The sequence below is a fragment of the uncultured Aquimonas sp. genome (assembly GCF_937888285.1).
Taxonomy (GTDB): domain Bacteria; phylum Pseudomonadota; class Gammaproteobacteria; order Xanthomonadales; family Xanthomonadaceae; genus Aquimonas.
The window spans coordinates 20,919-33,789 of sequence record NZ_CALART010000097.1 but is presented as its reverse complement, the minus strand read 5'-3'; the positions used below and the strand labels follow the sequence as shown (position 1 = coordinate 33,789).

The 12,871-nt window shown below is 70.6% G+C and carries 11 protein-coding genes; 2 read left to right on the top strand and 9 right to left on the bottom strand.

Features of this window, described 5'->3' with window-relative positions:
• Positions 1-90: 90 nt before the first annotated feature.
• The 7 genes from Q0654_RS17810 to Q0654_RS17780 form a co-directional block, all read right to left on the bottom strand.
• Positions 91-696: a hypothetical protein gene (locus Q0654_RS17810; RefSeq protein ID WP_298856319.1), complete on the bottom strand. Its 606-nt coding sequence runs from the start codon at positions 694-696 to the stop codon at positions 91-93.
• Positions 697-911: 215 nt separating this feature from the next.
• Complete coding sequence (locus Q0654_RS17805) at positions 912-1,118, bottom strand: dodecin family protein (protein ID WP_298856318.1); 207 nt, start codon at positions 1,116-1,118, stop codon at positions 912-914.
• Between the two features lie 130 nt (positions 1,119-1,248).
• Complete coding sequence (locus Q0654_RS17800; RefSeq protein ID WP_298856317.1) at positions 1,249-2,184, bottom strand: FAD-dependent oxidoreductase; 936 nt, start codon at positions 2,182-2,184, stop codon at positions 1,249-1,251.
• Positions 2,185-2,264: 80 nt separating this feature from the next.
• Entirely contained in the window at positions 2,265-3,902 is a 1,638-nt protein-coding gene (locus Q0654_RS17795; RefSeq protein WP_298856316.1) for a hypothetical protein, read from the bottom strand.
• Between the two features lie 418 nt (positions 3,903-4,320).
• Complete coding sequence (locus Q0654_RS17790; RefSeq protein ID WP_298856315.1) at positions 4,321-7,002, bottom strand: FtsX-like permease family protein; 2,682 nt, start codon at positions 7,000-7,002, stop codon at positions 4,321-4,323.
• Complete coding sequence (locus Q0654_RS17785) at positions 6,999-7,340, bottom strand: PadR family transcriptional regulator (protein ID WP_298856314.1); 342 nt, start codon at positions 7,338-7,340, stop codon at positions 6,999-7,001. The genes Q0654_RS17790 and Q0654_RS17785 overlap by 4 nt, the downstream gene beginning before the upstream one ends.
• A gap of 68 nt (positions 7,341-7,408) precedes the next feature.
• The gene (locus Q0654_RS17780) at positions 7,409-7,930 is read right to left on the bottom strand and encodes a hypothetical protein (RefSeq protein ID WP_298856313.1); all 522 of its coding nucleotides are present in this window, start codon (positions 7,928-7,930) and stop codon (positions 7,409-7,411) included.
• Positions 7,931-8,057: 127 nt separating this feature from the next.
• On the opposite strand from Q0654_RS17780, the gene Q0654_RS17775 reads away from it, so the two are divergent.
• On the top strand, positions 8,058-8,807 hold the full coding sequence (locus Q0654_RS17775; protein ID WP_298856312.1) for a hypothetical protein: 750 nt from the start codon (positions 8,058-8,060) through the stop codon (positions 8,805-8,807).
• Between the two features lie 255 nt (positions 8,808-9,062).
• Here the strand turns inward: Q0654_RS17775 and Q0654_RS17770 are convergent, their stop codons facing one another.
• Positions 9,063-9,470 carry a hypothetical protein gene (locus tag Q0654_RS17770; protein ID WP_298856311.1) on the bottom strand — a complete coding sequence of 136 codons (408 nt, stop codon included), beginning with the start codon at positions 9,468-9,470 and terminating at the stop codon, positions 9,063-9,065.
• A 343-nt stretch (positions 9,471-9,813) separates the two neighbouring features.
• On the opposite strand from Q0654_RS17770, the gene Q0654_RS17765 reads away from it, so the two are divergent.
• Positions 9,814-10,860 carry a S41 family peptidase gene (locus tag Q0654_RS17765; protein ID WP_298856310.1) on the top strand — a complete coding sequence of 349 codons (1,047 nt, stop codon included), beginning with the start codon at positions 9,814-9,816 and terminating at the stop codon, positions 10,858-10,860.
• A gap of 275 nt (positions 10,861-11,135) precedes the next feature.
• On the opposite strand, the gene Q0654_RS17760 is transcribed toward Q0654_RS17765, so the two are convergent.
• On the bottom strand, positions 11,136-12,752 hold the full coding sequence (locus Q0654_RS17760; protein WP_298856309.1) for a hypothetical protein: 1,617 nt from the start codon (positions 12,750-12,752) through the stop codon (positions 11,136-11,138).
• Positions 12,753-12,871 lie beyond the last annotated feature (119 nt).

The window sequence follows — 12,871 nt, the reverse complement described above, 5'->3', positions numbered from 1 at the left end:
TGCTCGTGCACTGGGCTCTGGTGGGAGGCTACGGCCTTGCCGGCTTCGGTCGGACACCAGAGTTGTGAAGACGACAGCGAGGCGGGCCTCTCAGACCCCGCCGTCCGGGCTCTTGCCGCGCGACGGCGTGGCTGTCTCGTCCTGTGCCGTATGGCGCTCTTCCAGCCGAGCCTGGGACTCGGGCATCAGCCGCCGGCCGAGTTCGAACACCGCTGAACAGGCGCCAAGGAAGCCGAGGAAGCCCCAGACGCCAGCCTCCTGGATCGCCCGCGCCGGCCAGATCGCCGCCGTAATCAGATTGCGCAGCGACTCCGCGCTGAAGCCGATCAGCCAGTCGCGCAGCAGGCCGCGCAGCCAGTCGCCGCCGCCGTCGAACTCGCGCAGGCTTGCGACCAGGCTGCGCAGCTCCAGCGGCAGAAAGACCGAAAGCGCGATCAGGCCATAGACGCCTGCGCCCCACTGGCTCAGGTGACGGTCGAGCGCGCTGTCGACGGCCTTGCCCAACGGTGCCGGCAGCAGGCTGATGCTGGCCGCGCCGACATAGGTGAGCACGAAGGCGCACCACCAGGACAGCAGTGGGTGGTCGAGCAGGGGCAGCTCCGGCAGCCAGCGCCGCGCCAGCAGCAGGCCCACCGCGAGGGCCGCCAGGGCGGGCAGCAGGAGCAGCGCGGTGCGCTCGGATGGACGCTGGGACATGCGGCGTGGCTCCGGGGCCGGGGTTCAAGGGCAAGGCTGGGCAATTCGGCGTGGTCGCGCGCGATCGACGGTGCGACCGCGGCTCACGGCCAGGCGGGTCATGCTCCGAGTTTCTCGAACGGATGCGCGGGCGACGTCCCGCCAGACCCGAGCGTGACGCGCGGCGATGGGCGGGACGCGCCGCGGGGCCGCTGGCGCCCGCGGCGCGGGCGCGCTCACTTGACCAGGAAGTTCACCCGCATGTTGATGCGCCACTCGGTGATGCGGCCGTCGTCCTCGGTGAGGACCTTGATGTCGTTCACCCAGGCGCCCTTGATGTGCTTGACCGTCTCGGCGACCTTGAGCAGGCCGGACTGCACAGCGTCCTCCATGCTGCTGCTGGACGACGAAGAAACCTCGATGACTTTGGTGACCGTACCCATGGTCGGACTCCTTCGGATCGAATCGGGCAGAAGTGCCCGCGCCGACCATAGCACCGCCCGCGATGGAGGCTGCAGCGACCCGCGGCGAACGCACTGCTGCTGAACGTGCGCAGTCCGCGCTGCGGCGGCTTCAGTTCCGCGGCGATGCCGGCAGCCAGTGTTGCAGCAGGGTCTCCGCGGAGCGCCGGCAGCGCTGCAGATCGCTGTCGCCGCCTCCGCCGGCGAAGGCATCGCCGCAGACCGCGAGCTGCAGCGCATCGTCCAGCAGCAGCGGTTCGTGCAGCGGCTCGACGATGCGCGCATAGCGCCAGCGGTGTGCGGCGGCGTGCAGCCAGTGCGAGGGCTTGCTGCCGAGCTGCGACAGCAGGGCCTGCAGCAGGGCCTGCGGGCTGTCCTCCAGGCGCTCGCGGCTGGCGGCTTCCGAGAGCTGCAGCACCCAGCGGCGTGCGTCCTCTCCAGGCAGGGCGTCCTGCGCCTGCACCTGCGCAAGCGCGGGCGCGAGGGCTTGCCAGTCCGGCTCGGGTTGATCGGCGGGCTGGGCCAGCAGCACGCACCAGGCCGGCGCGCAGGGCAGGGCGCGCAGGCGGCTGGACCAGTCGGGCCGCACATCTTCCAGCAGCGCTGCGCTCTGCGGTGCCGGCGCGGTCAGTACCAGCCGCCGTGCCTCGGCGATTACGCCGCCGCTGGCATCGAACAGGCGCCAGCCGGAGTCGCCGCGCTCGATGCGCGCGACCTGTGCTTCATAGCGCGTGCGCAGATCGGCCAACAGATGCCGCGGCAGCGCCTGCAGGCGTGGATCGCGGATGTCCATCGCCGGCGCCAGCCCACGCGCCTGCAGTGCATCCGCCGGCAGCGTGCCGGCCCAGGTGGCGATCGCCTCCAGCGGGCAGCCGTGGGCGAAGCTGCCGCAGTCGCTGCGGCGCAGGCTCAGCCGACCGCCGGGGCCGCGGCCCTTGTCCAGCACCAGCACATCAATGCCGGCCGACCTCAGTGCCGACGCGATCCAGGCACCGGTCAGGCCGGCGCCGATGACGGCGGTGTCCGCCGAACGTTCGTGATTCTCCATGCGTGCAGCTTGGCCGCGGCGGCGTGCAGCGGCGGTGGATGGACCCTGGCCCATCCGCGCATCGCTTGATGTCTGCGGTGCTACTGCACGCGGGAACCGGCGATCGCAAAGTCCTGTGCAAGCCCGAAGTCGAGCGTCCAGACCGTGGCCGTGTTGGTGCTCGGCCGCACCTGGAAGCCGATCGGCCCGGGGCTGGCCGTGGCTCGGAAGAAGGCATGATCGGCGATACCGTCACCATCGTAGTCGCCGCCAACGCGCTGGTCGCCGGTGACGCTGAACACCACGGTCGGCGCCACCGCGCCGGTCTGGGCATCGCGCGAAATCCACTCGCGATTGCCGCCGACGGTGCGACTGACGGTGTAGTCGGCGCGCGGCGTGCCGACATAGTTGCCGGGGATCAGGAAGTCGCTGGCGTTGCCGTGGGTGAACGTGTTCTGCAGGCCGCCGGTGAGCGAGTCGTAGACGCGAAACCGACCCGTCGAAGGGGCGCCGCTATCGGGCGACTGGGTGACCACGTCGGCACGCCCGTCGCCGCTGTAGTCGAAGCCGGAGATGGAGAACTGGTCGCCCTGGGTGCCGCTGCCGGTTCCGACGCTCCGTGGGGTCTCGTTCTGAGAGGACAGGTAGATCAGCTGGATCGGACCCGCGCTGCCGCCGAAGGGCGGCAGACGGAACACAGCGGGATCGTCGATGCCATCGCCGTCGTAGTCGCCCGACTGGTTGGGCGTGTCCCCGGTCTGCCCGAATATGACTTCGCGCACCGCGCCGTCGCGCGAGGAAAGCCTGACAAGGAAGCGTGCGGTGCCGGCCGGGCCTGGCCGCCACGCCGCAGGATCAGCGATGCGGTCGCCGTCAAGGTCAAAGCTGTCGAACAGGTCGCCGTCGACGCCGTGGCTGAAGCGGATCTCCGCTGCCGAGGCCGACCCGTTGCCGGTGTTCTCGCGGATCACCCAGTCGCGAGCGCTGCCGTTGGCACGAACCAGGGCGTAGTCGGTCACGCCGTCACCCGTAAAGTCGCCGATCACCTTGTTGATGCAGTGCGCCGGGGCCTCTGCTCCGCGCATGTCTTCGAGCGGTCCGGGCGCGCCGAGCCCCGTTCCCTCGAAGCCGTTGGCGAACAGCAGGACGGTGTCGAGGGTGAGCGTGGCGGCCGACACCGTGCCCGCGTCCGGTGAAGTTGAATCCGTCAGCACCAGGGTCCAGATGCCATTGGCTTGCTGCGGCGTAAGTCCGCCGAATACGCCGCGCAGCGAGGTGGGGCAGCCGCCGGCATTCGAGCGCAGCGGCGCGCCGCGCGAGACCGTGCGGAAGCTGCCGGGAGGGAGCACTTCGGTATCGGTCAGCGCCTGCAGCAGGGGCACGAAGTCCGGAAAGCCGGTGTCGGTGAAGGTGTACACACCGCCGAAGTTCGTGCTGTCGCCGAAGCTGCTGCTGCGGCCCGTGCCCGGGCGCCCGAACAGCACCAGCCGCGCCGCGCCGCCCGGAGCGATCAGCGTCGCCGTGAGGTCACCCGCGAAGCTATGGGTGAGATTGAGCGAAACCGACACCGACCGGAGGGGGCTGCTGACGCCGGACACCGCAAAGCTGAGGGTGCGACCGGCCGGGTCACCGTCCGGAATGGGGCCGGTATTGCTCGCGCCCACCACGATCGGCGCAGCCTGCGCTGCAGCCGCCGCGAGCAGTGCCGAGGCCAAGAGAAAGGCGACGATCTTGCGCATCTGCGGGTCCTCCGGAGAGGTGGGATGGGGGCTCCAGCCGGTGCCTGTCCGATGCGCTGGCCGATGACATGCCGCAGCCCCGGCAGGACGTTGCTGCGCGCAGTCTACGCCGCGGACTGGCAGGCTGTTGATAGACAGCCTGCGAGAGCAGCCATGCATGGCCGCAGCGACGAATCGAGCGCGTAGGCGCTTGATTCGTCGTGAGGCGGTACCGACCTGCGCCTGACCGCCGACGAGAGAAACGCCCGGGAAGGGCGTCTTTCAGCAGGCTGCTGGCGCGGTCGATTGCCCTGGCGCCGGCCTGCGGTGCGCTGGACGGAGCCCTGTTTCCCCAGCATCGGATGCGCGGGAAAGGCCCCTGCCTCCGCGGCGGAGCGCCCGATGGCGAACGCCGCGCACGGCGGCCCCGCGCGCGCCATCAGCCCTCGGCGCGCAGCGACTCGGCGGGGTCGATGCGGGCACTGGCGCGCGCCGGCAGGTAGGCCGCCAGCGCCGCCAGCAGGGCCAGCAGCAGGGGCACGCCAAGGAAGGCCAGCGGATCGAACAGGGTGATGCGATCGGTCAGCTGGGCCAGCAGGCGCGTCAGCACGAAGGCCAGCGGCAGGCCGATGGCGAGGCCCAGCGCGATCTGCCGGCGCGCGTCGCGCAGCACGGTGGCGATCAGGCGACCGCGGGAGGCGCCCAGCGCCAGCCGCAGGCCGAGCTCGCGCCGGCGCTGCTGCACGCCATAGGCGACCAGCCCGTACAGCCCGAAGCAGCTGATCGCCAGCGCCACCGCGCCGAGCCCGCTGGCGATCTCGGCGGCGACGATCACCGGCAGTCGCTGGATGCGCAGCGCATCGGTGAGCGGCGTCGGTGCGCAGTCCTCATTGGGTGTCAGCGCGATGCAGGCCTGGTAGACCGCTGCCCGCGTCCGGGGTCGCGTGTCGCGCAGCCGCAGCAGCAGGCTGCCGAGCCCGGCCTCGCCGATGCGTGCCGGCAGATAGACCACCGGCCCATCGGCGCCGCTGATCAGGAATCCAGTGGCGATGTCGGGGACGACGCCAACGATCTCGACGCGCCGGCGCAGCGCGCCGCTGGCCGCGACCGGCGCGCGATCGCCGGCAAGGCGCAGCCGCGCCTGGGCGCTGTCCGGCTCTTCGACCAGATCCAGGCTGCGACCCAGTGGATCGGCGCCTGGCCACAGGCGTTCGGCAGCGCTGCGCGAGAGCACCGCGACCGGCGCCTGACTGTCTTCGTGCGCGCGCAGCAGGCGGCCGCGCAGCGGCGCCAGGCCGAGCAGCTCGAACCAGGCCGCATCCGCCGGCCGCAGCTGGGCGGCCAGACTGCGCGCGCTGCCGTCATCGAGCACGGCACGCGCGGCGACGCGCTCGGGCTCGCCCATCAGCGGCATCAGGTTGCTGGCGCCGATGCCCTCGACTTCGGCGAGCTCGCGCAGGCGCGCGACCAGGCGTTCGGGGGCGCTGCCGGCGCTCAGGCCCACCAGGCGTTCGGGCGCATAGCCGAGCGGCGTCTCCAGCGTGCGTCGCGCGTTGGCTGCGATCAGCCCGGCGACCACCAGCAGGAAGCAGCTGGCGGCGATCTGGGTGACCATCAAGGCGCCGCGCAGGCGCGGCGCGTCGCCGCCGCGCATGGCTTGGCCAAGCTGCTGGGCATTGCCGCTGGCGCGGCTGCGGCGGGTCACTACCAGCGCCGGCAGCAGGCCGAAGGCGAGGGTGCAGAGCAAGGCCAGCATCAGTACCGGCAGGACGCTGTGTCCGCTCAGCCGCACCTCGATCAGACGGATGCCCATCTCCGCGATCAGGCTGAACACCCGCGCGTGGATCGGCTCCAGCAGCAGGGCGCCGAGCGCCAGCGCCAGTGCACTGGCGGCAAGCCCGAGCAGACCGCACTCCAGCCACAGCTGCAGCAGCAGCCGCGCCCGCGATGCGCCAAGCGCGGCGCGCACGCCGAGCTCGGCCGCGCGCGACGAGAAGCGCGCCAGCACCAGGTTGGCGAGGTTTGCGGAGGCCACCAGCAGCATGAGCAGGATCGCGATCGCCGCCGGCGTCGAGGCCAGCACCATCTCCTCGCGGTCGCCCGCGTTCAAGCGGCCCTCGGCGCGGTGTACGCGGATCCCGGCCAGCGCCAGATCCGCCGGCCGGCGTGCCGCCAGTGGCTGGACCCGCGCCTGCAGCTGCTGTTCGGCCAGCCCGATATCGGCATCGGCGGCGAGGAAACCGCCGACTTCGTGGCTGAGCTCGGCGGCGTCCGACGGCTGCGGAAACACCGCGCGGTAGTCGCGTTGGCGCACGAACAGCAGCTGCGCGATCGGATGGCTGCCGTCGTAGCCGCGATCCGCTACGCCGATCACCGCGAAACGCTGGCCGCCGATGTCGAGCGGCTGGCCGACCACGTCCGGCGCGCGGTCGAACAGCTGCGCCCAGCCAGCCTCGCTCAGCACCACGCCCATTTCGTCCTCGGCATCAGGCACGAACACGCGACCCAGGCGTGCGCCGACGCCGATCTGCTGGAAGTAGTCGGCCGACACCGCCACGCCCATCCCCCGCTGCACCTGCCCGCCCAGCAGCGGCTGGCTGAAGTGAGTCTGGCTGTAGAGACCGGCCAGCGCTGGCGGCGGCGACGCCAGCAGGGTATCGGCCTCCTCGGCGGTGAAGCGCGAATAGGCGCGGTTCTCCGGGCTGTGGCCCTGCAGCTGGACCCAGCGCTCGACCCGCTCGATCGGCGGCGACTGGTAGGCATAGACGGCGTAGATCGCGTGCAGCAGCAGGGCTGCGGCGAGCGGCAGCGCCAGCACCACGGTGGCGGTGAGTGCATACAACGGGCTGCGCCGCAGCCCGCGCAGGGCGTACAGCAGGTCGCCGCGCAGATGTTCGAGGGCGCGCAGCCCGCGCGCGCCGCGCACATCGTCGCGATGCAGCTCCAGCATGCCGAGCTCGATGCGCGCGCGCCGCAGGGCCTCTGCGCGCGCGAGGCCCTCGGCCTCAAGCTGGTCGGCGCGGGTCTGCAGATGGAAATCCAGTTCGGCGTCCAGCTCGCGCTCGACGCGCCGGCGATCGAGCAGGTCGCGCAGCCAGCGCAGCAGTCGGAGCGGGCTCATGCGCGCAGGCTGCCGGCATCGGCGCCGAGCACGGCATCCATGGCCTCGACCAGCTGCCGCCACTGCCGCGTGTCCTCGCCCAGGCGCCGGCGGCCGGCGGCGGTGATCGCGTAGTACTTGGCGCGACGGTTGTTGTCCGACACGCCCCATTCGCAGCGCACCAGGCCCTGCGCCTCCAGCCGATGCAGGGCTGGATAGAGGGCGCCCTGCTCGACCAGCAATACGTCGCCGGAGCTGCGCTGGATCCGCTGCAGCAGGCCGAGGCCATGCTCCGCGCCCAGCGACACGGCTTTCAGCGCCAGCAACTCCAGGGTGCCGGGCAGGACGGGCTGGGCCATGGTCTCACCAAAGTGGTTTAGGTGAGTCCCAGCCTACTCGCCTAAATTGCTGAGGGGAAGGGGGTGAGTCAGCAGCGGCCCGGGCGCATGTGCAGGATCCCGCCCATCGGGCCCTCGACCAGGATCACGCCCTCGCGTCGGCCCACCACTGTCCACTCGGACTCGACGCCGCCGAACATGGGGTCGTCAACCACGAAGGCGGCACCCTTGCGCTGCAGTGGATACTTGGGCGGCGTCATGCCGGCGGGCTTCCAGGCGCGCGAATGCACATAGGTCAGGTAGTCGGGGCCGAAGTACCAGTGGATGCCATCGAGCGCGATCTCGCTGTCGATCGTGGTCGACACGCCGATTTCGCACCAGTCGCCGACCAGGGCACTCGCGTCCGCTGCTTCCGGTTCCGCCGCCGCGGCCGCGCGCGTCGAAACAGTGGGATCGTCGATCTGCACTTCGCCGCTGCCGGCGTTGTCGCAGGGAATCTGCCGGTACTCGTGGCCACCGCCTGGCACTGGGCACTTGTAGACCTTGGCGTGGGCGCATGGCGCCATGCAGGCAAGGACCAGGGTGAGGGCGGGCAGCAGCAGGGTGCGCATCGGTCGATCTCGGAAAAGGGGGGCGCGGAGGATACGCCTGCACAGCAGCCCGAGCGCGCCCGTCGCGCTGCGCGCCGCCAGCGAGGCCTCGCCCCTGCCAGCGCTGCACATCGGCTTGACAGGTGTGATGGAGCGCACAAAACACTTGCTGGGTGACGTGCTGCTGAGCACACTCCGTCCGCTCGTGCGCGCTGCGAATCAGCGCACGAGGTTCATCAATCCAAAGGGGGAAGGCATGAAGAATCGATCCACGTGGGGTGTGCTGTGCGGCACCGTGTGTGCGCTGGCCATGGCCCAGGCCGCGCAGGCGGAGATCACGGTGGTGCAGAGCGTGGCCGAGTTCGATGCAGTGGTCAGCGGCATCGCCGTCGACGACTACGCCGGATTCTCGGTGACCGGCTCGACGCCGAGCCCGCTGACCCGCGGCATTCCGCCCTACGCGTACACCGCGAATGCAACGACGCCGGAGGGCGCACAAACCAACTTCTTCGGCGCTGGTACCACTGCGGATCCATTCCTGTCCCTGAACACCGCCACCGACCTCATCCGGTTCGACGGTTTCGCCCCGGCCATCAATGCCATCGGCGGCCAGTTCTTCGGCTCCAACATCTCGGGTCTTTACACCGCCGGCGACATCATTATTGAAGTTGTCGACAGCCTGGGCGACACCGAAACCCTGACCCTGCTCGGGCCCCAACAGACCACCTTCCGCGGTTTCGTCAGCAACGGAACCATTACCTCTCTCACGGTGCGGTCCGTACAGCCGGCCGGCGGATTCCTCTGGCCGACGGTCGACAATCTGCGCGCCGGCGTGGTCAACCTGGCGCCGGAAATCTTCCTCGACGGCTTCGAGACTCCGCCACCGCCGACGCGCTGATTGGCACGGCAAGCAGGGTGTCTCGGGCAAGCCATGCTTCGGGCAGCGCCTCCGCGAGGCGCTGCCGTCGGACACGTGTTCGACGCTTCGCTCCGAGGGTCGCCACGCTGCCGGTCCTGGCTTGAAGCATTGGCGGATGGTCCGGGCGGCGCCACCCACCTCCACTGGCTTCCGACCTTCGCGAGGTCGGGTGCCTGACGCCCTGGCAGCGAGCGATGCTCCGCATTCATCAGCGCTGTCCGGCGCGCAGTCCGGCTACTCCCGCCGCAGCCGCTCAAGCAGCCAGTCGCCGCCATCCGATCTGATATCGAGCACGCGCCAGCCCTGCGCGGTCTGCACCAGGCGATAGTCGATGCCAACCCGCTGGCCGTTGCCCGGGTAGATGAACTCGACGCGTACTTCGGTCGGCTGCGCACCGGCCTCGACCCGCAGCTCGCTGGCCCCCGGGTCCTGCGACGCCCACATCGGCGCGTAATCCAGCACGCCGATGTCGCCGCTCTCCGCGCTGCGCTGACGGTCGGCGAGCACGCCTTCGACGAGTTCGGGCGCGAGGAAGCGCGCCATTACCTCACGCGGCTCACCGAACAGCCCGGAGCCCTGCAAGGGCTCGGCGATGACCACCTCCCAGGCATAGGCGCGGTAGAGCTCCGCGACCAGGGCCATCGCGTTGGCGCCACTCGTGCGGAGGTTGGTCGCCCGTTTGACGACAGCGCCCGGCTGAAGCCTCGGCCACAGAGCGATGTGGAATCGCCCGAGGCCCATCAACGCGCCGTCGCTCGGCCCAGGGCGGAGTGGCAACGCTGCCTTGGCCTGCAACCGGACGCTCGCCCAACGTATCCAACGGCCTTGAAGCGCTGCCGCCCGGTGGTGCATGGAGGATCAACCGATGAGCACAGGGACGAGCATTGGACGCGGCCTGCGAGCCTGGACTTCGGGAAGCCGCAGTCACCCGCGCGCAAAGGCGCTAAGGGCGAGTTGCACGGCGGGGCCGCTATGCGCCCTGCTGATGGCCCTGAGCTTCTGCGCCAGCGCCGTGTTCGCGCAGCCCGGCCCGCCCCCGGACCCCGCCGCAGTCAGCCTCAGCCCGGCCGAAACGCGCGACGTGGTGCTGTCCCTGGCGCAGGTGCTGCGCGAACGTTTCGCTTTCCGCGCGCGCGGCCGCGTGGCCGCGGCGGAGATCGAGGCGCTGGAACAGCAGGGCGCATTTCGCGAGGCCCGCACCGCAGCCGAACTGCTGGCGCTGATCGAGCAGAAGATCACCCCGATCGTTGATGACGGCCACTTCCGCGCGCGCTACTTCGGGCCCGAGGTGGTGGCCGGCTTCAGCGAGGCGCCGCCCTCGGCCGAGGACGTCGCCGCCTTCCATGAAGAGGTGCGCCTGCGCGGCGGCGAGGTGCCTGAAGTGCGCTGGCTGCCGGGCAATGTCGGCTACCTGCGCATCCGCATGTTCCTCGATGCCGCACCCAGCGCCGAGCAGCTGGCGCTGGCGATGGGCATGCTCGCGCATACCGGCGCCCTGATCGTCGACGTGCGCGGCGCACCGGGCGGTGAACCCGCCGGCGTGGCCAACGTGATCGGCCATTTCGTCAGCGCGCGCACGCCCACGGTGCGCGTGCAGGGCAGCGACGAGGCGGCACCCGACCGCACCTACTACGCCGAGCCGCGCACGCCCGCCTACACCGACCGACCCGTGTTCGTGCTGGTCGACAAGGACACCGGCTCGGGCGCTGAAGAGTTCGCCTACGACCTGCAGGCGATGCGGCGCGCCACCCTGGTCGGCGAGACCACCGCGGGTGCGGCGACACCCGGCGGCTACCGACCGCTGGCCCACGGCTTCGTCGCCTTCATCCCCATGCAGATCGTCGCCAACACCCTCACCGGCACCCACTGGGAGGGCGTCGGCGTGGTTCCGGATGTCGCCGTGCCAGCCGCCGAGGCCTTGCCCAAGGCGCACCGGCTGGCGCTGGAAGCGATCCTGCAGGACGCGCAGGGGGTGCGCCGCGCGATCGCCGAGGAAGGCCTGGCATCGCTCGAAGCCGCAGCCGCGCGGTAGGCCGAGGCTGCGCGCAGGGCTTGCGGATCTTCCGCATCTCCTTCTGCGCTGCGCGGGGCTGGCAGCAGGGGCGAAATCCGGTCCCCCACGCGAACAAACCCTCCGCGAGGTGCCATAGGGTGGGCCCTGGCCCACCATGAACTTCACCGTGGCCCCCGGTCAGCGCCGGCGAGCACCGCCCGCGCCAAGCGGCGAGCTCGAACGCGCTGCACACCGAGTGAGCCCAAGCCCTGGTGGGCCAGGGCCCACCCTATCGCTGCTGCCGGCCTGCCCGCTCACTCGAAGCCGTTGCGGAACACCAGCTCGTTGCGCCGGAAGTACAGGGTGCCGAAGAACTGGCGCCCCTGGAACAGCTGGCCCCCGGTCGTGAATGGCTGGGTGCGAGCCTCGCCAGTGGTGACCTCGACGCCGCTTGTCGAATAGGTCGCCACGGAGCCACTGCCAACGCCACGATAGTCAGGGCCTGCCCCGGTGATCACCACGCCGATGCCCCGAATCTGTCCGGCCACCAGCGGGATTTCCGGAATGATGAAGGGCTGCGACAGGCGGCCCGTGGCGCTCTGGGTGACGGTGGACGTTGAGTGCAGGGTCCAGCCGGCGCTGCTGCTGCCGGGGCCCGTGCTCGAAGTGCCACCCAGCGCAGTGCCATTGCGTGTATGGATCTGAACCTGGAACGTGCTGTTGGGGGGGGCGTCAGTCGATACGCGGAAACCGCGAATCGCTGCATCCGACGGGCCGACCACATCGAAGAACTGGCCCGTGCCGGAATTGTTGCCGTTGTCCGCAGGCCCCGGGTGGAGCCCAAGCGGCAGACCGGCCGGCTGCCAGATCAGGTTGCCGACCAGCGCACGCGAGGAGAACACCTGGGCGCCGGAGCTGAAGGGGGACGACAGCGCATCGCCGGTGGTCAAGGTCAGCGTCGGCGTGCCGTAGGTCTCGATGGGTGCTTCGGCCGTTCCAAAGTAGCGCGGCTGCACCCCGCGGTAGACGAGGCCCACGCCGACCGTCTGTCCGGCGGGTACCGCAATGCTCGGTAGCGTCATCGGTTGAGTGAGCTCGCCGGCGCCCTGGATGCCGGTCGCCGTGCCGCGGAAGGTCCAGCCGGCGGACGATGTGGCCGGGCCCGCCCCCGGCACATTGCCCAGGGCCGTCCCCTGCCGGGTGTAGACATCGATCAGGAACAGCGTGCCGGGCGGCGACGTGGTCGCCGTGGTCAGGCCCTGGAGCACAGCGCCGGTATCCGACTGCAGGTTGAAGAACATCGCCGAGTTGACCAGGCCGGAGTTGTTCGTCGGCCCTGGATTGGCGTTCAGGGTGGGGTCCGCCAGCCGGTACTCGATGCTGCCGACCAGCGTGCGCGACGAGAAGAAGTCGCCTCCGGTGGTAAACGGAGCGGAGCGCGCGTCGCCGCTGCGCAGGGTCAAGCTGCCGTCGGAGAATGCCTGGATGGGCGGTGTGCCCATGCCCACGTAGCGCACCGACAGACCCACCGGAAACACCACCGCGACGCCCAGCGTCTGCCCCGCCCCGATGGCGATCGAGGGCAGCGCGATCGGTAGCGAGACCTCGCCGCTGCCCTGGGTCACGGTGAAGCTGCCGAGATTCCGCCAGCCGTCGGGCGAGCTGCCGGGCCCCGTGCTGACCGGGCCACCCAGCGCCGTACCCGGACGCGTATGCACGGTGACCTGGTAGGTGGCACCGGGCAGGGCACTGCTGGCGGTACTGAAGCCGGTGATGACAACGCCTGTCGAGGCTTCAAGATCGAACAGCAGGGCGGCACCCGCCGAGTTTCCGTTGTCGCTGGGACCCGGGCTGGCGTTCAGAACCGCCGAGGTCTGCGCCAGCGCAGACGTTCCCAACAGCAGACAGAGCACACAGAGCAGCACACGCATGACCTTCCCCTTGGACGTGGACGAACAGTTCCCGTGGTGCCGATACGGACTGGCGTGCCCCCCTCCGACATTCCCCCATCGGCCGCGGCATCGTGCTCCGGCCACGGCGCAGGCCTCGC